We start from the raw sequence: 20,969 nt of genomic DNA, 5'->3' as shown, positions 1-20,969 counted from the left end.
CGCACACTAGGGTTAATATTGATTTAATTTCAGGTCCTCACTATGTCTAAGAAAATTGCCGTCATTGGCGAATGCATGATTGAGCTGTCAGAGAAAGGCGCGGCGGTAAACCGTGGCTTTGGCGGCGATACCTTAAATACCTCCGTCTATATTGCCCGTCAGACCGACGCCAGCGTGCTTGGTGTGCATTACGTCACCGCGCTGGGGACGGATACTTTTAGCCAGCAGATGTTGGAGTCCTGGCAAGGTGAAAATGTCCAGACGGACCTGATACAGCGTATGGCTGACCGTTTGCCGGGCCTGTATTACATCGAAACCGACGACACCGGTGAGCGTACGTTTTACTACTGGCGCAATGAAGCGGCGGCGAAATTTTGGCTGGAGAGCGAGCAGTCTGCGGCTATCTGCGAAGAGCTGGCAACGTTTGATTACCTTTACCTTAGCGGTATCAGCCTGGCTATCCTTAGTCCGACGAGTCGCGAGAAGCTGCTAACGCTGCTGCGTGAATGCCGCGCAAACGGCGGCAAGGTGATTTTTGATAATAACTATCGCCCGCGCTTGTGGAGCAGCAAAGAAGAGACGCAGCAGGTTTATCAGCAGATGCTGACCTGTACTGATATCGCGTTCCTGACTCTCGACGACGAAGATGCGCTGTGGGGAGAGAAGCCGGTCGAAGAAGTGATCGCCCGCACTCACGCCGCTGGCGTTGAAGAAGTGGTGGTTAAACGCGGCGCTGACTCTTGCCTGGTAGCGATTGTCGGTCAACCGCAGCTGGAAATCCCGGCCGTGAAGCTGCCGAAAGAGAAAGTGGTTGATACTACCGCTGCTGGCGATTCATTCAGCGCGGGCTATCTGGCCGTGCGCCTGACCGGCGGCGATGCAGAGTCTGCGGCGAAACGCGGACACCTGACCGCCAGCACGGTAATTCAGTATCGCGGCGCGGTTATCCCGCGCGAAGCGATGCCGCAGTAACTGTAGCGTCGCTGATTCCCGGCTCGCGCTGCGCTATTGTCACAGCGCTCTGCGGGCCGGTAGCCCGGACAAGGCGCGCCAGCGCCGCCTCCGGGAAATGTGCAGGGGCTGATACACCGGCGCTGCTGCTTCCCGGTGGCGCTGCGCTGACCGGGCTACGGGTTCACGGCCGTCTGCTGACTGGTAGCCCGGATAGATGCGCAGCATCGCCGCCGGGGGAAAACACCCGGCGCAATACCCAAAACAGATTTGCCATTAGCAAATCCGAATAGCATTGCTATCCGGTTTTTCTTTACTGCCCCGGCGGAATATCAGTGACTTCGTTACGCCCTTCCACAACATCGCTGGCGCTGCTGGTCGCCGCCGTTGGCGCAGGCATCATCAGTTTTTCCCACGTCGCCTGCAAATCCTTCATGTTGTACTCCGGCTCGCCCTGCGGCTGCTGCAATACCAACGCCATATCCTGCGATAGTTGCTGACGCAGATACTGATTGAGCATATCGACCGTCAGCGAGTTAAGAAACTCCTGGCGCAGCTTCTGATACTGCTCGGGAGCAATATCCACCACCTGGTTTTGCAACGAACGCATCCGCTGGCTAATCAGAATATACGTATCAGTACGCGCATAGGTGGCGAACAGCTTCTGTAGCTCAAGGTTTTTCTGCGCAATCAGAGCATCAAACTCATCCTGCGGCAGGCCGTTATCGCGCACTTTCGCCAGCTCACGCGCCACGGTCGTCAAGTTGGCGTTCAGGCGCTCACCCGGCGATTCGATATTGATCGCACACTGCGCGCGTTGGTAGAGCACACGACAATCAAAGCCCAGGCCGATATCCTTGATATTACTCTTGCTCAGATTCTGCTGTACGTGCCAGAACAGCGCTTCACGCGCAAGATCATCACGCCAATAACGCTGGAGCGCTGCCGATTCACGAATAGGCTGCCACGGCGTATCCCACATCAGCGACAGCTTATCCTGGCGCACCGCATCGGTCATGATGCTGACCGGCGCTGTCGGCAGCGGGGATAACGTCGGAACCGCTACTGGCGTTTCGCGCTTGCCCTTCAGGCCACCAAAGGTTTTGTTGATCTGTTCCGCGACGCTGCGGCTGTCCACATTGCCGACCACAATCAGGGTCATGGCGTCCGGGGTATACCATTTTTGATAGAAATCTTTGAGCTGAGCGATATCAACCGGTTGTTTCAACGGTGCCGCTGGATCGTGCCCCAACATCGTTGAGCCTTTCAGCCGATAGCGCCACCAGCCTTCTTTGGTATCCGCAGGCCAGGTCACCACCATGTCTTCGCCCTGTAGCGCGTGGTTGACCGTTTCCGGGGTGATCGACATTTTACCGCTAGCGCTCGCCAACCAGCTCAGCGCTTCTTTCAGCAGATCATTGCGGTTATTCGGTAAACTCAGATTAAACAAACTGTAGTCATAAGAAACGATGGCGGGCGGCAGAGGACGCTTAGGGTCAATACTCTGCTGCCACAAAGAACGCGCCTGCATGGTCGGGAGGCTACCGCTTTGCGTCAGTGCAAGACGCGGGATAAAGTGGCTAAAGCCGCTCTGCTGAGTGCTTTCGCTCAGCGAGCCAATATTCACGGACAGGCGAACTTCGATACGATCGCTGGGACGCTGCGGGGTGGCTAAAACCTGCCACTGAAACCCATTCGCAAGTGTCCCCTGTTGCCAGGCCGGGTCCGGCTGGAGCGCTTCTGCCTGCACATAACCGACCGCCGCTATCATCAGCAAACCACCGGTTAAGAGTCGAATTTTTGTGCCCTGCATGTGAACCCCTGATGAACAATCCTGGTTACAACAGCAGCCCACAGGCGGGCCGCCGAAAAAATGTGGTGAGTTAAGTACGTCGTTTAGACCACGCGGAGATGAAAATGTCGCATGTAGACGTTAAAAAATCATAAGGGTCACCACCGTGCAAGCGGCAGCGACCCCTAATTATGCGCAGGAGCCCGGAGTCCAGCAAGGGACAACGGGCCTAACAGGTGGATTTATGAGGATAATTCGTGCGATTTGCTCGCTGGAGTACGGTTATTCAGGACATCATCCAGCTGTTTGGAGTCCAGCTCTTTTACCCATTTAGCGACCACGATAGTTGCCACGCCGTTACCCACCAGGTTAGTCAGCGCACGCGCCTCGGACATAAAGCGGTCGATACCGAGGATTAACGCCAGACCGGCTACTGGCAAATGGCCGACGGCGGAAATGGTCGCCGCGAGGACGATAAATCCGCTGCCCGTTACGCCCGCCGCGCCTTTCGATGAGAGCAGCAGCACCACCAGCAGGGTTATCTGATGGAAAATATCCATGTGGCTGTTGGTTGCCTGAGCGATAAACACTGCCGCCATCGTCAGATAGATGGAGGTGCCATCGAGGTTAAATGAGTAGCCCGTTGGAATAACCAACCCCACCACCGACTTACGGCAGCCGAGTTTTTCCATCTTATCGAGCATGCGCGGCAGCGCTGACTCAGATGAAGAGGTTCCCAGCACAATCAGCAGTTCTTCACGAATATAGCGGATAAATTTAAAGATACTGAAGCCGGTGGCTTTGGCTATCGACCCCAGTACCACTACCACAAACAGGATACAGGTGATGTAGAAGCAGACGATCAGCTGACCAAGCTGCACCAGCGTCCCGACGCCATATTTACCGATGGTAAAGGCCATTGCCCCGAAAGCACCGATTGGCGCCAGGCGCATAATCATGTTGATGATGCCGAAGATGACCTGTGAGAAGCTTTCGATAACGTTGAAAATCAGCTGGCCTTTGCTGCCCAGTCGGTGCAACGCAAAACCAAACAGCACCGCAAACATCAGCACCTGCAGAATGTTGCCGCTGGCAAAAGCGCCGATCACGCTGCCGGGGATAATATCGAGCAAAAACGCCACAATGCCCTGATCTTTCGCCTGTTCGGCGTAAACCGCCACGGCCTTCGCGTCGAGGGTCGCCGGGTCCACGTTCATTCCCGCGCCGGGTTGCACCACGTTGACAATAATCAGGCCGATAATCAGCGCGATGGTGCTCACGACTTCAAAATAGAGCAGCGCAACCGCCCCGGTGCGGCCGACGGCCTTCATGCTTTCCATCCCGGCAATCCCTGTCACGACTGTACAGAAGATAACCGGTGCAATAATCATTTTAATCAGTTTAACGAAGGCATCGCCGAGGGGTTTCATCTGCGCGCCCAGTTCCGGGTAGAAGTGGCCCAGCAGAATACCGATCGCGATGGCCGATAAAACCTGAACATAAAGGCTTTTAAAGAAAGAGATTTTCATAGGTGTCCTTTGGGAAAAACCACAGACAAAGAGTGGATATCGCGTCTGTGGCTTAAAAATAACACCCAAGAAACATTTCAGAAATAACGAGGAGTTAAATTGCAATGGAATTGTTAATTTTTTAGAGCTGACTCGTACAAGCTAACAATATCGTTACAAATTTGCATCCTCAGCATCGGTCTTTAAAAACCGTGCCATAAAAGCGTCTGGCGGCATGGCGCAGCCAAATAGATATCCTTGAACCGCTTCTACTCCCGCCTCCTGCAGCCAGGCATACTGCGCCTGGTTTTCGACCCCTTCCGCGACAATACGCAAATTCAGACCGCGCGCCAGTTGGATAATCGCCGGAACCATGCTGATATCGTCCGGTAACATATCGATAAAGACTTTATCGATTTTCAGAATGTCCACCGGCAGCGATTTAATATGCTGCAGCTGCCGCAGGCCCGCGTAGCCCATACCAAAATCATCCAATGCAATCCGCACGCCGGCTTCACGCAGTGGGCGTAACAGGGAGATTATCGCCTGCGGATCGTCTATCCGGCGACTCTCGGTCACTTCCAGTACCAGCGTTCCCGGCGCGATACGGTAGCGCGAAAGCAGCGCCAGCATTTCGGCGCCACGATCGTGGTGCAGTAACTGTAGCAACGACACGTTAACCGACAGCGGCAGCATGATCCCCTGATTTTGCCAGGCGGCAAGCTGCCGACAGGCCTCTTCCATTACCCAGTAGCCGACCGGAACCATCAGCCCACAGGCTTCGATACGCTCAATCAGATCCCCCGGCAGCGACCAACTGCCGTCCGCCTGACGCTGACGCAGCAGCACTTCCGCACCGCACACCTCACCGCTGGCGGTATCCACCTGCGATTGCAGCCAGGTAGCAAACTGCTGGTTATCGAGCGCCGTCAGAATATCGTGCTCCTCCATTAATCGGCGCTGCGCTTTTTCCATTTGCTCTGGATCGAAGAACTCAATCTGGTTTTTCCCTTTACGCCGCGCGGTCACCGCGGCGGAAAACGCCCGGCGATAGAGTTGTTCGGCGTTGATCTCGCCATTAAACATCGCAATACCGATGCTGGCGCAGGGGCGAAGCTGAATACCATGCAGCGGCAAACGCTCATTTACGACAGTAAGTACTTGCTTACTTAACGTCACCGCCTGCCAGGGTTCGGTAATGCCGCTGGCCAGAATTGCGAAGTCATAACCGCTGACCTGGGCCAGCACCATTTGCGCAGGAATGATCGCCCGCAGCTTTTCAACCAGGGTTAGCAGCAGCATTTCACGCTGCGTCTCTTTCAGCACGCCAGCAGTATCTTGTAAGGTTTCGCAGGCAACAACCAGCAGCGCCGAGGGCTGCGGGCGGGCAACGGTCTGCTCCAGCATCGCCATCAAAAAGGCTTTATTGGGCAGGTCGGAGACCGGAAAGCGGGTCGACTGTAAAGAGAGTTCATCGTGCAGGCGCAGCAGGGTCTGCTGGTTACGGTTGTAGCTGCGCACCAGCATGCCGATCTCATCGTCATGATGCAGGCGTGGCAGCGTGAGCTGGTGGCCCAGACGCTCCTGCAGTGGAACATCGTTAAGCTCGCGGGCGACTTTGCGCAGAGGCCGTACTATCAGGCGGTTGATGCACCAGGTGATTGCCACTGTCAGAATCAGCACCAGAAGTAAGTAAGCAGTTACTAACGTCGACAGGGTACTCATCACGAACTTATACATGCGATACGAGTCGGCCTGGAGCACCAGATAGGCCAGCGGCTGCGGGTTAGCCGGTCGTTCAAGGGAATAGATCGGTAATGAAATCTGCACCGGCAGCTCAAACATGCGGGTGATCATGACCGGCACCGGGCGCTCGGGGATAAAGCGCATCCGCAGCGCCTGGAATTGATTCGGTAATACCACATCCGCCCGGCTGACGATGCCTGCAGGCTGAATGCGGCTCAGAATGGCTTCCGCGTCAGGAATATCGGCTTTGAGGATAGCCGCTGACAGCGGTTCGCGAACGGAACGCGCGATGCTTTCTAACTGCGTGGCCGTGGTAAAACGACTCTGCTGTACAAAGTGGAACAGCAAAATAGAGCAGAAGACCAATACAAACGCCATGGACACGCTCGCGACCATCGCCATCTGTTTAATTGTAAGTGAACGGCTGACGCGCAACGGGGTTCTCCACTGATACTGAACGCTGGCCCGACGCAGATCCCTCCACGCCGGTCGTTTTCAGGCTGATTATATACTCAAATCATTCGCTCGCGCCCGCAAGGTGTGCAGCGATGTCCTGGGGTGCCTTCCCGGAGGCGGCGCAAAACGCCTGTCCGGGCTACAAAACCCAAACCGCACGGACCCGTAGCCCCGGTCACCGAGGGCAATTCCCGGAGGCGCCGCGGCGCGCCTGTCCGGGCTACAAACCCAGACCGCACGGACCCGTAGCCCGGGAAGCCGCAGCGCCACCGGGAAAAAACGATCGGTATTGCCAAAGGCGGGCGAAGTGTGACGAGTATACGCGAAGAGCGTCGTGGAGTGACGCCCTGTCACGTAATTCAGGCTAATCTGCTACCAGTCGGCGTAAGGGACCAGCGGCTGTGGCGGGATATCCATATCACCCTGCCAGCCGGAAGCCGAGTAGCGAACATAAAGCAACGCATGGCTTGGGGTGTAATCCTTCGCCTGCTGAATATCCACCGCCGCCCCAACAAACCAGTTGCCGGTCACCCGCCGCTCAACAAGCGCCCGGGCGGTATAGCCGACGCCCGAACTGCTGCTGCCTTCTTCCGTCAGTTGGCTGGCTGCGTTGCGATACTGCGAGGGAATCAAATTCAGCAGCGGATAGCGAGCTTCTGTTTTGGTCCGCGAATGGGACCAGGAAACGGAACCGCCCAGCTCCCAGGACCAGTTTTCCGTCCGCTGACGCCAGGTCACCGGCACCGCGAAGGAGACATACTCCTGCGGACTGTAGTAACCGCCCTGGCCAAGGGTATAGCCGCTCAGGTCCTTGTCGTAGTGCCAGAGCATATTGTTCAGGCCGACTGTCACCCGGCGATTATCTTCATTAATAACTTTGTAGTAGTAGCCGGTCATCCAGCGCACACGCCAGTTGTCGGCGACGTTTTTACCCGTCAGCTGATCAACGCCCAGCGACGACCACACGCCGTTGGCCTCGCCCTTATCGTAGCTCAGGCTAAGCCCACCGCCGTCGGCGCGCACTCCGCCCCAGGTCTTACCGGTATGACCATCATTACCGTTATCTTTCTGCCCGCCAAAAGCCAACAACGAACTGGAAATGGGTCGACGGTGAACGTTAACGGTGTAGCCCAGCGGGCCAACATCGCTGCTGTAGCTCAGGCCACCCACCACATCAACGACGTTAAAGCCCATCGGCGTGGTGCCGATATCGCCGCTCCAGGTGTCGTTCTTCCAACCCACCGCAACGCTGGCGCCGCTGTCGCTTTGGTGTTTGCTGCCGCCAGTACAGGCGATTTCACCACAGGTACCCCAGCTCGGCGAGTAGCTGCCGTCGCTATCCGTAGAAAAACTACCGGCATCCATATTGACCAGGTCGGTACGCAAGAACATCCGCCCGTCGGCAAGCGGCGCATCCACGTGCAACATGGTGGTATGCGCTTTCAGGTCGGAATAGCCGCCGGTACCGCTGGATCCCCAGTAATCGTGCTCAAGGGTGACGTTCAGATCCTGCTGACGATACAGATCGGCAGCATCGCTACGCACTCCGCGCTTCAGCCAGTCGTCACTGCTGTCATTACGCGTCAGGCGCGTGAAAGTGTCGTTATCCTGTGGGCGCACGCGGGTCACGCCGGAGGCCACCATCGCATCTTTGTAACCCTCCAGCGCCTGCTGCGGCTCACCGTTTTGCGCCTGGAAGCGCGCGGCATCACGCAGCACCAGCGCGCTTTCCATCGACGGCGGCAGGGCTTTCGCTTGCGGAACAATACGGGCGAAAGTTTGCTGCGCCTGAACGCTATCGCCGAGACCCGCCTGCGTGAGAGCAATGCGTCGCTGCATATTGATGGAGCCAACATCCTCGCCCTTGAGCTGCGCCACCTGGGCCCGAGCGGCATTTTTATCGCCATAGGCAAGATAGACTTCCGCAAGGCCCAGACGCGCATCGCCGTTACTCGGCTCTTGCCCGAGGACCTGCTGATATTCCGCTATCGCCGTCCGACTGTCGCCGCGCTGCTGCGCCCAGTCCGCAAGGGTTAGCTCGTAGCGCACCGACGTCGGCTGCTGTTTGATCAGCGCAATGGCCTGCGCCACCTGACCGCCATCGCGCAGCTGGTTTGCCTGACGCAAGATCTTGTCGCTTTGCAGACGCGCATCCAGCTCGCGAATATTGTCCGTCCACTGCCCACGCGGCAGAGCGTTAATCTGTGCCAGCGCCATCTCATCCTGATCGTTACCGGATAAATAGAGGCCATAAGCATAAATCCGGTCGGCATCGCCGGGCTTGCGGTTGACCATCGCACGCATCAGCGCATCAGCTTCACTACGACTGCCCGCGCTGACCAGATCCCGCGATAAGCGGTAAGTTATCCATACGCTATCCGGATCCAGCGCCAGCCTTCGGCGCTGTACTTCCGCCGCCTGCGCCCAGTTGCCCTGGCTCTCCAGCAATTCGGCCTGTTTCTCCAGCCGATCGTTAGTCAGGCTGCGCTCGATATCGTCAATGCTGCGCCGCTGGCCCGGCGACAGGCTGGCAATGTAGGCGCTGGCTTTTTCCGGCGATTCGGCGCGATAGAGATTGGCAAGGCCTCGCACCGCCAGGCTATTGCCGCGGTCCATGCGCAGCGCGCGCTGGTAGTAACGCTCCGCCGCCGCGTTTTCTTTACGCGCCGCCGCCACATCTCCCGAACCCAGCACCGCATAGCTGTCGGTATTGTCTACTCGCTGCGCCTGAGCGTAATAATTTTGCGCCTGCGCCAACTGGCCGCTTTTCAGCGCGTTGTCGCCCTGCTTGATCAGCAGCCAGTAGCGGTTGGTCTTGAGCAGGCTGTCCCATTTGTCGCGGCTCGGGCTATCCGGGTCCATTTTGATGGCTTTACTCAACTGAGCAACCGCCCGCGCCCGATCGCCGCGCTGGGAGTACGCCTGCCCTAACGCGCCAACCGCATCGCTGTCTTTGGCATCCGCCCTTACGGCTTGCTGCAAATCGGCGACGGCCACCGAACCTTTTCCAGCTTTCACCGCCGCCAGACCTTCAGCACGATCGCGGAACGTCGGATCTTTAAGCTGTGTCTGCTGTTGGTCGAGCAGCACCCGAGCATTGGCCGAGGCGGAGCCGGTAGGGAACTGCATCAGAAATCGCTGTAGGGCCTGCACGCTGGCCTTGCTAACCGGCATGCTTTTGACTTCAGTAAACCACATATCGGCAGCGATACCGCGGCCCGCCGCCGAGCGCGACATCTGCTCAAGATAAGCGAATCCCTCTTCCGGCTTATTGTCGCCAAACATCTGTTTCGCCAGCGCCGTTTGCAGCTGGACGTTGCCCGGCGAGCTGGCGTTAAGTTTTTTTAGCTGATTGACGCCCTCGTTATGGCGTGATGGCAGACGCGCCACCAGCGTCCAGTACTCAATCGCTGCGTTTTCATCGCTCGGTACGCCGTTGAACAACTTCTCGTAAGCAGCAATCGCTTCATCAACTTTCCCGGCAACGCCAAGCAGACGGGCCTGCTGTAGCTCCTGGCGACCATCGCCGGTGCTGATATCCATCTCGTTACGTGAGGTTTTGAGCTCCGTCGAGTCCGGGGCCAATTTAGCCAGACGCTCAAGCTGTTTCTGCGCACCGGCGGTATCGCCCTGGCGGATTAGGTAACGCATTCGCGCGGCCACCACATCCGGGTTATTTGGGTCGATCAATTCCAGGCGATACAACGACTGACGTACCAGGTCTTCACGATTGCTGGCCTCGCCGAGGCGCACCTGCTCCAGCAGATGTTGCTGAGCGGGCGTGTTCGCGGCGTGCGCCAGCGGCATCAGCGCGACGCTTAAAGAGAGCGTGAATAAGCTTAGTGAGAACTTGTGCATTCCTGGTTCCAGTCAGGTCGTAATTCGCCAGCGGCGGTGAAGCGAAAACGGTGTTGATCCCATCCCTGACCGAAAAGGGTCAGGACCGCGCTGTAGTAAGCATCCGCACCGGGGTAATCGTCAGCGACGCGCTGGCGCTGAATGGCGCGGGCGTCGTCATTTTGCAAAAATGGCAGTAGCGACGCGGAGAAGCCAACCGGGCCATTGCCGGTGGTTTTACCATTAGCGATATTGGTTTTTTCCGGCGGCACGCCCTGGCTGATAGTCTGGGTTTCCATCGGCTTAAAGCGCGCCAGCAGAGATTTTTTTTGCTTATCGCCGTCGTCAAGCATACCGGCCCACAAATAGACGCGAATGGCGTCATAGCTGCCGATAATGGGTTTATCCGCTTTCAACTGCCAGCCTTTGCCTTTTTCGTAGCGTACCCAGTCAGGCGAAAAACCTTTTGGCGCGGTCTCCAGCAGCAGGCGCAGATTCGCTTCGCGTACCTTCGGCCATGGAGCGCCAAAAGTGGCAAAGTAGGTCGCCAGCTGCGGCGGCAGGTAGCTGGGGTTAAAGCGCCAGCCGCCGTCATCGACGAAACCAACTTTCCCCGGCAACACCAGCGGCCCGAGCCCCGGCACCGTCACGATTTCTTCATCGGCAATCCGCGCCAGCAGCGCTTTACCGACTTCAGTGTATTGCGGCATTTTCCACAAGCGTCCGGCTTCCAGCAGCGACCAGGCTATCCATAAATCGGAATCAGACGCCGAGTTGCTATCGAGAACCGTCCACTCATCATCACTCTTTTTACCCCACAACCAGCCCGGCAGATGCGCGCGCAGGTCACCCTCCGCGAGGTTGTTTTGCGTCCACTCAAATAGCTTGCTAAAACCCTCGCGGTCATTGGCCGCCAGGGCAAAGAACAACGCGTAGCTTTGCCCTTCCGAAGTGGTGATTTTTCGTGAATCGCTGGGGTCGATAACCCGCCCTTCGGCGCTGACGTACTCTTTTTTAAACTGCTCCCAGGCCGTCCACTGACAGGCGGCGCTAACCTGCGCCGCCGCCAGAATCAATACCGATAACACCACTCCGCGTACTGCATTCATCATCGATTACTCATCATCAAGGTCGAGGCGACGACGGCTGATAATACGCAGCATCCGCCACAGCACCCACGCCAGCAGCACGATGCTCACCGCCGCCAGAATCGCCAGCAGCACCGGATGGCTGGAGAGCGCAAACCAAATGCGTTCGAACCACGGCAGATGCCCGATATAATACACATCCCCCACCCGCAGGCTGTTCACGCCCGACTCACGAATGACTGAAACGGAACCAAACATCGCCGCGCGTTTGCCGCTGTCGTTCAGCGCTGCGGTCAGCAGTTCGTTACCGCGCGGGCTATCGGCCAGCAGCGCAACGACGCTGCGCTGATCGTTGTAAGGCGACTGGAAGCCGATAATGGCCGCCATCGGCCCGGACGAGGTGATATCAGTGCGGGTATTCGGCGTTCTGGCTTCAAGATCAGGGTAAATGCTCGCCAGGTCGTAGTGGCGCATTGGCATTTTCACCCAGCTTTTGGTCGCTTCAACCAGCAGATTAATTTTGGTGTCGTCCTTCAGCGCCTGCGGAATGGAGCCAATCAACAGCAGGTCGGCATCTTTGTCTTTAATCTGGCTACCGTCATCGGTCATGCGTAGGTTAATTGACGCCAGACCGGTTTGCGCACCGATGCCGCCGGTGGTCTCCAGCAGCGTAGCAACCTGGCCCTCAGTCGGCGCTTTTGGTACCACAACCAGGGTGTCGGACAGATCGGCCATACGGCTATACGGGAAGCCCGCGTTAGCAAACACGCGCAGATCCGGCATCGCCATAAAGTGATAGTACTTCGAGAAGTCGATGGTCGAGTCGTCGCCAATCACCACGTGGTTCTGTACCGGCTGGAAGGTAATACAGTTATCAATGGAACCGCCGGGCATCGGGTTCATATACTGGAAATCAAAGCGCAACTGGTTCATCGCCCCGAGACGCAATGCCGGGATTGTGACTTCCGTTTTGCCATCCAGCAGCCCCTGCAGCACCGGCAGGCGCAGAATCAGCTTATTCACATCCTGCGAGCTGTTGAGGCTGAAAGACTGTAAGAACTGATCGTTCAGGCTGATATCCATGCGTGAGCTGTCTTTGATCGGCGGCATGGTGTAGCGATAGTTCAGATTCATATCGATGCCGTTGGCGCGCAGCAGATACAGGTCCGGCGGCAGGTTCAGCGCGACATTAATGGAATCCGGCACCAGTCCGCTGGATTGCAGCTGCTGTTCGTAGGTCTTCAGCTCAGCAAAGGTCACCGCCCGGTCGGTGCGCACCCAATTTGGCGCATCGTAAGGCTTCCGTGCCTGTAGCTCTTTCACATCGTCAACCGTCACGCTGCTGCCGCGGAACAGAATATTGCCCTGAGCAATCCCCTTCGCCGCCTGCAGCAGGTCCTTATCATCACGACCGAATACCACCAGCAGCTTGACGTAAGGGTTGCTCGGATGGTCGATCATTTCGATAGTCGGCGCGCTAACCGGCGGGTGCTCGCGCAGGAAGTCCGGGCGCTTATCGTTGGTGGCAAAAACAATGGCATTACGATCCGGCAGCGCGTTGAAGTGAACCGGGAACTGCTGGCCGCGCCAACCCGCTTTGCTGCCGAACCACGAGGCGATAATCGCCGCCGCCTGCTGCTGCTGAACATCCGGCGCGGAAGCAAAGACCATCGGCAGCGTGAGCTGGCGATTATCGCGGGAATCGTAGAATGGGACCGGGAAATGCGAGAGATCGTTGCGCACGTTCAGCGACTGATAGGTTAAATCCAGATAACTTTCGCGGCCCACGTCCAGCCACAGGGTGCTGCTGGCCGGGTTTTCACAGACATCACGATAGTGGCCAACGAACTCCAGGCGCACGCGGTTAAAGTCGGTGATATACAGCGGATCTATCGGGATCTGCGCGCTGACTTTTTTGCCCAGTTGCTCTTTAGTGACCGGCAAAACGCCCATCAGCTCATCGTTAAGATAGACCTTCAGCTGCGACTGGATCGGTAGCAGCGACGGCGATGGCGTGTAGTCGAGGTTAAGCAGCGCTTTCGCCACCACTTCATCGCTGCGCATACCGAACTCTACCGAGCCATCAGGACGCGCACCGCGCAGCACCATACTGCCCGGAGGCGGGGCGATTTTGGCGAAGGTGAGCTTTACGTCGCGGGTCGGAGCATTATCCAATATCACCACCGGGGCCGCCGGGTCAGCAAGGGCCGCCGTTGGCTGGCTATCAGCAACCACCCCGGCAATACCGGGCACGGTAGTCGTCTGTGCCGCTTCCGGTGCCGCAGCTACCGCTGCCGTCGGTTCCGCATACGAAGCGAAGGGGGACCAGCCGCCAATGCTCACCGCTACTGCACAAATCAAGGAGAGTTTTCTGTTCATCGCATTATCATCATTGTTGAGCCATTGCCGGTTCCGCCGAGAGTGTCGCTGCCGCGCGTTCAGGACGGCGCGGAACAAACGAGACAACCCAGGCCACCAGCAAGGTGAGCGAGCGGAAAATAACCTTCACCGACGGCGGTGAGAACTCCGCCAGGTGACGATATCCACGGAACCCCAGCTTCAGGATATCCAGCAGGCTTTCCATCGGTTTATCTTCCGGGAAGCTATCCTGCCAAAGCGCCCACGTATCTGCGCGGGCAAACGTACACTGCACAAAATCAATATGTTGCCGATTGCTTAACGGCAACAGCTGTAAACCCACTTCGCTCCCGTTCACGCGCGCAACCCGTACCGGGAAGCTGTACTCCTGCTGCCCGCGTTTGAGCAGCAGCTTGACGTGCTGGCCTTCCAGCACCTGCGCCTCACCGTGAATTTTGACGCCAAGTCCACCGTCGGAGTAGTCATGAACGGTGCAGGAGAACAGATGGCCATCTTCGCGAGCAATCGCTGCCGGCATCGACATCTCTACACGATGCGAGCGCCGCACCTGCTTGCTTTCGACCGACACGGCCACCGCGCCGCCAAGAATAATCAGGTTATAGAACACCCAGATAATACTCACCCAGACGGTCAGGACCTCGTTTTCCGGGCCGTACATAAAGCGCCAGATACCCACGGCGACGCCGACCAGATTCAGCAGCACAAGGTAGATATAGGGACGGGAAATCACCCAGTCGACGTACTCGTCTTCCACCAGCCCGCCCTTCGCGGTAACGTTGAATTTGCCCTTGTGCGGGTTAATCAGCGCGACAAACGTCGGTGGCGCGATATACCAGGCCAGCACCGTTTCGTAGATTTCACTCCAGAAAGAGTGACGGTATTTACCCTGAATCTTCGAGTTGGTCAGGCTGGCGTGAATCATATGCGGTAGCACAAACAGGGCGATCATCAGCGCGGGGGCGTAAATGATATAGGCGTGCAGCAGCAAAAACGCCAGCGGCGCGGTCAGGAAAATCAGGCGCGGAATACCGGAGAGGAAGTGCAGCATCGCGTTGACGTAGCAGACGCGCTGCGCCAGCTTCAGCCCTTTGCCAAACAACGGGTTATCGAGACGGAAAATCTGCACCATCCCGCGCGCCCAGCGGATACGCTGACCAATATGCGCTGACAGGCTCTCCGTCGCCAGCCCGGCCGCCTGCGGAATACGCATATAGGCGGAAGTGTGGCCGCGGCGATGCAGGCGCAGAGAGGTATGGGCATCTTCCGTCACCGTCTCCACGGCGATACCGCCAATTTCATCCAGCGGGCCGCGGCGGATTACCGCGCAGGAGCCGCAGAAGAAGGTGGCATCCCACATGTCGTTCCCATCCTGCACCAGGCCATAAAACAGCGTGCCTTCGTTCGGCGTTTTGCGAAAACGCCCGAGGTTGCGTTCAAACGGGTCCGGGGAGAAGAAGTGGTGCGGCGTCTGCATCATCGCCAGCTCTTTCTCTTTCAGGAACCAGCCCATGGTCATTTGCAGGAATGAGCGTGTCGGCACGTGGTCGCAGTCGAAAATCGACACAAACTCGCCTTTGGCGTACTTCAGCGCATTATTGATATTCCCGGCCTTCGCGTGTTCATGAGTGGTACGCGCGATGTAGTGCACCCCGACGTCTTTGGCAAACTGGCGGAACTCTTCGCGCCCGCCATCGTCGAGGATCCAGATATTGAGCTTGTCCTTCGGCCAGTCGATCCCCTGCGAGGCATAAATGGTGTTTTTCACCACGTTGAGGTCTTCGTTATAGGTCGGCACGAAGATATCCACCGTCGGCCACTGTTCCATATCCTCCGGCAGCGGCACCGGCTGGCGGTTGAGCGGCCAGACAACCTGGAAATAGCCCAGCACCAGCACCACCCAGGCATAGGTTTCAGCGAACAGCAGAATGATCCCGCATACCAGGCTTACCGGGTCATCCCAGTTAAGCGTTGAGGTGTAGCGCCACCAGATATAGCGACAGGAAACGGTCAGCGAGAGCACGATCAGCATCAGCGCTGAGAAGCGCCCTGGAATACGGCGCACCAGCAACGCGACGCCCCACAGCAACAGCAGGAAAATAAACTGCGACAGCGGATTAAAGGGCTGAGTAATACAGAGCAGCGCGAGGATCAGCGAGAAAAACGTCACCGTGCCGAGAATCAACCGCCTCAGCTTCGGGTTCAGGTGCGCCAGCTCTTTGTGTTTATCTAAATGGCTAGTGCGGGCATTAACCTTCTCCGGCAGCTTTTCCAGCCATTGCGCATAGCGTCCCTGCACGCCTTCGAGGGCGACCAGCGAACGCCAATTGACCTTTTTATCCGCCTCCGGCACCCGGGTCGCCAGCAGCCATAAGGATTGCAGCAGGTAGCGAATCGGGTCCAGTGGGCGCGGGCGATGCGGATTGATATGCGGGAAAAATTCATCATGGCGCTCGCGAATCGCCTGCCAGCGCGGCGTTTCCAGCGGCATAAACGCCCACGCCAACGACGCCCACAAGCAGCCCAACGCGGCCGCCAGCCACGACGCGCCGTGCCGACGATAATCACGATAGCGCTCGCTCAGCCGTTCGCCAACCGGCGGAGCCAGCAGCAGGGTACTCAGGCGAATCATTCAGCCCCCTTGCCGACATAGTGCAGCAGGCACCAGTTGGCAAGCGTGAGTATCTCTTCCGCCGCCAGAGAATCCTGACGATATTCGCCGAGCGGCTGCTTCGCCGCCAGACACTCCGCCATCGCCTCATCGCGATGAATCGTCACCGGCAAAATACGGCGCTGGCTCTCCAGCCACAGCTGATATAAATCTTCCTGCAGCTGGCTGCCGACGCGCAGATCGTTGATCAGAATATCGCTATTCGTCGGTAATGCCTGCTGATGCAGGCGAATATGGCTGTTACCGTCCGGGTGGACCACCACCAGCGTGCGGTCACAGACGTTGATTAAGGCGCGAGTCAGCGGCGAATAGCCGTCCGGCAGGTCAATCAACAGCCAGCGGTGATCGCCCTGCTGATGGAGCTTTTGCACCATTTCGGCCATCGGCGAAAGCATCGCCTGAAGCTGGTCAATATTCTCGCGTTCACCCGGTTCGAGCTGACCAAACGGCAGCAGATCGATATGCGAAGTGTAGCGAAGTCCGGCATCGCGCCAGTCATCGCCGTCGATCATCGCACGCGCCCAGCCCGCTTTGTGGCTGAAATCGACGTTGAAAAAAAAGCGCAGCATATTGTCCGGGCTGGCATCAACCACCAGTACGGTTTCCCCGAGTAATTGCAGCGCCCAGGCTAGCGCAGCGGTAATCGATGTGGTGCCAGTGCCACCGCGCACGCCTTGTAATCCCAGAATAGCCATCAACGGCTTCCTTACTTTTTCTCAGCTAATTCAGCCAGTAATGGCCAGCGTTTCAGCGCCGCGGTTAACTGCTCGCGTCGGGAAATGTCGTGGTAATCAATATCAGGCAGGGAAAATGCCCGGCTTAATGCCAGAAAATCATTTTGAAAGGTGTAACCCAAAGTCGCATCGGTGGGCACAGCGAGATCTTTTTCTGACATTTCTCTGTCCGTTGGCAAAATTCATTAAATTAAACCAGAAAGTATAGGTTCATCCTTAAATTAGGTTTACATGCTAAAACTGATATCCTTTAATTTCAATGTTAGGTTTACTCTCACGCTTTCGCTAGTAAACTGATCCAGTGTAAATCAGGTCTCACGAGGGACGCCGTGGATATCGTATATTCTTTGGGTATTTCATCATTATGGGACGAAGTCTGCCATATGCCTGTTGGTGGGGTATGGTGGCTTAACGTTGACCGCTATCCTGATGCGGTAAGCCTGCTCAACCATACGCTAGCCGCCCAAAGTAAAGAGAGCCAGCTCGCAGCAATAGTAATGGGAGATAACCCAAATAAAATCATTTCGTTAGAAAACGATTGCGGGCCAGGAAAAATTGCCTTGTTCACCATGCCCAACGACATTAAAGGGCTGGAAGAGATGCACCGCGATTTAGTTTGCTCCCTCGAACCTGGCAATTATTTGTTTATTCTGCTATGTGCAGAAAATGCCTGGCAGAATATGAAAAGCGAAGAATTATGCAAGTGGGTAGAAAAAACGTATCGCTGGGCTAAATACCATCATTGTTCCCTATTAGTACTTAATTCTGGGCATGATATCGATAAACAGCTTTCCCCTTTATTACGCGAGTATCGTTCTCTTGCCGGTCTGGCAAGCATTCGTTACCAGGGTGACAGCCACCTGTTTGATATTGCCTGGTGGGGAAGCGAAAAAGGAATAAGCGCCCAGCAGCAGCTCACTGTTTTGCACGATGAGAATGGCTGGCGACTGGCGCAGGATGAAGAAACCGTCGTTCAGCCACGCAGCGACGAGAAAGTCGTCCTCAGTAACCTGCGCGTACTGGAAGGGGCGCCCGCACTTTCCGAATACTGGACACTATTCGATACCAACGACGCTGTTTTCAATGCCGGACGAATGGCGCAGGCGGCAACACTTATCTTCTCCATTACCCAAAACGAGCAGATCGAGCAGTTGGGACGCTATATCCACACGCTGCGCCGCCAGCGCGGCAGCGCGTTAAAAGTGATCGTTCGCGAGCAGACCCCAAGCCTGCGCGCCACCGATGAGCGACTTTTGCTAAGCAGCGGCGCAAATATGGTTATCCCCAGCGGCGCACCGCTCTCGCGCTGCCTGACGCTAATTGAAAGCGTACAGAAACAGAAGTTTACCCGCCATATTCCGGAAGATTTCTCCACCCTGCTCACCTGGAGTCAACCGCTAAAACTGCGCGGCTACCAGAAGTGGGATGCCTTCTGCGAAGCGGTGCACAATATTATGGCTAACACTATGCTGCCCGCCGATAGCAAAGGCGTAATGGTGGCGCTACGTCCAGCACCGGGCCTGCGCGTCGAGCAGGCGCTGACGCTGTGTAAACCCAACCGCATGGGCGACATCATGACTATTGGTAACAATCGTCTGGTGCTGTTCCTGTCGTTTTGCCGTGTAAACGATCTCGATACCGCGTTAAACCATATTTTCCCTTTGCCTACCGGCGATATTTTCTCTAACCGAATGATTTGGTTTGAAGATAAGCAGATATCCGCTGAAATTATGTTGATGCGCGGCATCATGCCGGAGAACTGGAACACGCCCCTGCCTATTTCTCTGGGCAAGAATGAGACCATCAACGCGACCCATGATGGACGAAGCTGGCGTCGAAACCCTGAGCCACATCGTTTATCCATCGATGGGGAGCTAAATCTATGATGTCTATTGCCGATATTATTCAGCTGGTCGTCCTGTGCGCCCTGCTGTTTTTCCCGCTGGGATACCTGACGCGCCACTACCAGCGGCGTATTCGTACCACGTTACGACTGATGTTCTTTAAACCCCGTTATGTCAAACCGGCTGGCGTGTTGCGCCGGGAAACGGCATCCAGGCAAGGCAAATCAACAAAATGACCAATCCAAAAACAACCGCTGCATCGCTTCCGCTCTGGCGGTACTGGCGCGGCTTATCCGGCTGGAACTTCTACTTTCTGGTGAAGTTTGCTTTGCTGTGGGCGGGATACCTTAATTTTCACCCGATGCTGAACCTGGTGTTTCTCGCCTTCTTATTGGTGCCAATTCCGCAGTATAAGCTGCACCGCCTGCGCCACTGGATAGCGATCCCGCTGGGCTTTATGCTGTTCTGGCACGATACCTGGTTACCCGGTCTGGAAAGCATCTTCAGTCAAGGTTCGCAGATTGCTGGCTTTAGCGCCGACTACATCTGGGATCTGGTGACCCGCTTTATCAACTGGAATATGGTCGGTGCGTTCTTTGTCCTGCTGGTCTTGTGGCTGTTTATCAGCCAATGGCTGCGGGTGACGGTTTTTGTCTCGGCGATCATGGTCTGGCTGGTTGTTAGCCCGCTGCTGCCCTCTTTTACCCTGTGGCCAACAGGTCAACCTACGGCAGCGACGGCAAATACCGCAACCAATACCGGCGGCGGTACCGCTACCGCCACCAATACCGCCCCGGCGAATAACGATATTCCGCCGCAAACGGAGCCACCAACATCGGCTAATCTCACCAACTGGCTTAATACCTTTTATGCCTCCGAGCAGAAACGTAAAACGCCTTTCCCTGATGCGCTACCGGCCGATGCCCAGCCATTTGATGTCTTAATTATCAACATCTGCTCGCTCTCATGGTCAGATATTGAAGCCGCCGGATTAATGGATCACCCGCTGTGGAAGCATTTCGACCTGCTGTTCAAAAACTTTAACTCAGCCACCTCGTACAGCGGTCCGGCGGCGGCGCGCCTGCTGCGCGCCAGCTGTGGTCAACTCTCTCACGCTAATCTGTATCAGCCGTCAGGTAATGAATGCTACCTGTTTGAAAACCTGGCAAAACTGGGCTTTACCCAGCAGTTGATGCTTGGGCATAACGGTATCTTTGGCGACTTCCTGAAAGAACTGCGCTCTCTGGGCGGCATTCAGAGCCCGCTGATGGATCAAGCCGGTCTGCCGGTGATTTTGCAAGGCTTTGACGGTTCGCCAGTTTATGACGACCAGGCAACGCTGAACCGCTGGCTACAGACGCTCGATAAACTGAACACGCCGCGCACTGCGACCTTCTACAACACGCTGCCGCTGCACGATGGCAACCACTACCCGGGCCAGAGCAAAACTGCGGACTATAAAGCCCGTGCGCAGAAGTTCTTCGACGAACTGGACAGTTTCTTCACTGAGCTGGATAAATCGGGCCGTAAGGTGATGGTCATCGTCGTGCCGGAACACGGCGCGGCATTGAAAGGCGACAAAATGCAGGTTTCAGGCCTGCGCGATATTCCAAGCCCCTCAATTACCAACGTCCCAGCGGCGGTGAAGTTTTTCGGCATCAAGGCGCGGCATCCCGATGCGCCGATCACAATAGATCAGCCAAGTAGCTATCTGGCTGTTTCGGAGCTGGTGGTTCGCGCGCTGGATGGCAAGATGTTTGGCGAAAACGACATCAACTGGCAGCAGTATATTGCTAATCTGCCGCAGAGCGCAGCGGTCTCGGAAAACTCCAACGCTATCGTGATTCAGTATCAGGGCAAGCCTTACGTTCAGTTGAACGGCGGCAGCTGGGTGCCTTACCCGCAATAATGCGAAAAAGGCCGCAGAGTTTACCCCTGCGGCCCCGTCCGGGCGCATGCTGCCATT

The 20,969-nt window shown here is 56.6% G+C and carries 13 protein-coding genes; 4 read left to right on the top strand and 9 right to left on the bottom strand.

Translation table 11 applies throughout. The annotated features are described in order from the left end of the window. The first annotated feature begins 42 nt into the window (after positions 1-42). The gene (locus ACMYSL_RS01475) at positions 43-972 is read left to right on the top strand and encodes a sugar kinase (protein WP_182235233.1); all 930 of its coding nucleotides are present in this window, start codon (positions 43-45) and stop codon (positions 970-972) included. Positions 973-1,264: 292 nt separating this feature from the next. Here the strand turns inward: ACMYSL_RS01475 and ACMYSL_RS01470 are convergent, their stop codons facing one another. The 9 genes from ACMYSL_RS01470 to bcsR form a co-directional block, all read right to left on the bottom strand. Then, complete coding sequence (locus tag ACMYSL_RS01470) at positions 1,265-2,764, bottom strand: M16 family metallopeptidase (protein WP_434661188.1); 1,500 nt, start codon at positions 2,762-2,764, stop codon at positions 1,265-1,267. Positions 2,765-2,985: 221 nt separating this feature from the next. Next, a complete protein-coding gene (locus ACMYSL_RS01465; protein WP_110276204.1) occupies positions 2,986-4,272 on the bottom strand; it encodes a dicarboxylate/amino acid:cation symporter in 1,287 nt (428 codons plus the stop codon). 153 nt (positions 4,273-4,425) lie between these two features. Beyond that, positions 4,426-6,432 (bottom strand): biofilm formation regulator HmsP, encoded by a 2,007-nt coding sequence (gene hmsP, locus ACMYSL_RS01460; protein WP_434661187.1) that lies wholly within the window; start codon positions 6,430-6,432, stop codon positions 4,426-4,428. 393 nt (positions 6,433-6,825) lie between these two features. Further along, positions 6,826-10,311, bottom strand: coding sequence for a cellulose synthase complex outer membrane protein BcsC (bcsC, locus tag ACMYSL_RS01455; RefSeq protein ID WP_434661186.1), 3,486 nt, complete (start codon positions 10,309-10,311; stop codon positions 6,826-6,828). Continuing rightward, positions 10,293-11,402 (bottom strand): cellulose synthase complex periplasmic endoglucanase BcsZ, encoded by a 1,110-nt coding sequence (bcsZ, locus tag ACMYSL_RS01450; RefSeq protein ID WP_434661185.1) that lies wholly within the window; start codon positions 11,400-11,402, stop codon positions 10,293-10,295. The genes bcsC and bcsZ overlap by 19 nt, the downstream gene beginning before the upstream one ends. A 3-nt stretch (positions 11,403-11,405) precedes the next feature. Beyond that, positions 11,406-13,757 (bottom strand): cellulose biosynthesis cyclic di-GMP-binding regulatory protein BcsB, encoded by a 2,352-nt coding sequence (gene bcsB, locus ACMYSL_RS01445; protein ID WP_434661184.1) that lies wholly within the window; start codon positions 13,755-13,757, stop codon positions 11,406-11,408. A 10-nt stretch (positions 13,758-13,767) separates the two neighbouring features. Then, positions 13,768-16,386: a UDP-forming cellulose synthase catalytic subunit gene (bcsA, locus tag ACMYSL_RS01440; protein WP_434661183.1), complete on the bottom strand. Its 2,619-nt coding sequence runs from the start codon at positions 16,384-16,386 to the stop codon at positions 13,768-13,770. Continuing rightward, on the bottom strand, positions 16,383-17,120 hold the full coding sequence (bcsQ, locus tag ACMYSL_RS01435; RefSeq protein ID WP_434661182.1) for a cellulose biosynthesis protein BcsQ: 738 nt from the start codon (positions 17,118-17,120) through the stop codon (positions 16,383-16,385). Before bcsQ ends, bcsA begins: the two co-directional genes overlap by 4 nt. An 11-nt stretch (positions 17,121-17,131) precedes the next feature. Next, positions 17,132-17,320, bottom strand: coding sequence for a cellulose biosynthesis protein BcsR (gene bcsR, locus ACMYSL_RS01430; protein ID WP_110276210.1), 189 nt, complete (start codon positions 17,318-17,320; stop codon positions 17,132-17,134). A 168-nt stretch (positions 17,321-17,488) separates the two neighbouring features. Between bcsR and bcsE the strand changes: the two genes are divergently transcribed. From bcsE to bcsG, 3 genes are read left to right on the top strand one after another with little or no spacing between them, the layout of a single operon-like run. Next, positions 17,489-19,045: a cellulose biosynthesis protein BcsE gene (gene bcsE / locus ACMYSL_RS01425; RefSeq protein WP_434661181.1), complete on the top strand. Its 1,557-nt coding sequence runs from the start codon at positions 17,489-17,491 to the stop codon at positions 19,043-19,045. After that, positions 19,042-19,239: a cellulose biosynthesis protein BcsF gene (gene bcsF, locus ACMYSL_RS01420; protein WP_110276212.1), complete on the top strand. Its 198-nt coding sequence runs from the start codon at positions 19,042-19,044 to the stop codon at positions 19,237-19,239. Before bcsE ends, bcsF begins: the two co-directional genes overlap by 4 nt. Further along, the gene (bcsG, locus tag ACMYSL_RS01415) at positions 19,236-20,912 is read left to right on the top strand and encodes a cellulose biosynthesis protein BcsG (protein ID WP_434661180.1); all 1,677 of its coding nucleotides are present in this window, start codon (positions 19,236-19,238) and stop codon (positions 20,910-20,912) included. The genes bcsF and bcsG overlap by 4 nt, the downstream gene beginning before the upstream one ends. The last annotated feature ends 57 nt before the right edge of the window (positions 20,913-20,969 follow it).

The sequence above is a fragment of the Klebsiella sp. MISC125 genome (assembly GCF_051131775.1).
Lineage (GTDB): Bacteria > Pseudomonadota > Gammaproteobacteria > Enterobacterales > Enterobacteriaceae > Klebsiella.
Note: the sequence above shows the minus strand (reverse complement) of the source record. Positions and strands in the feature narration are given on the sequence as shown.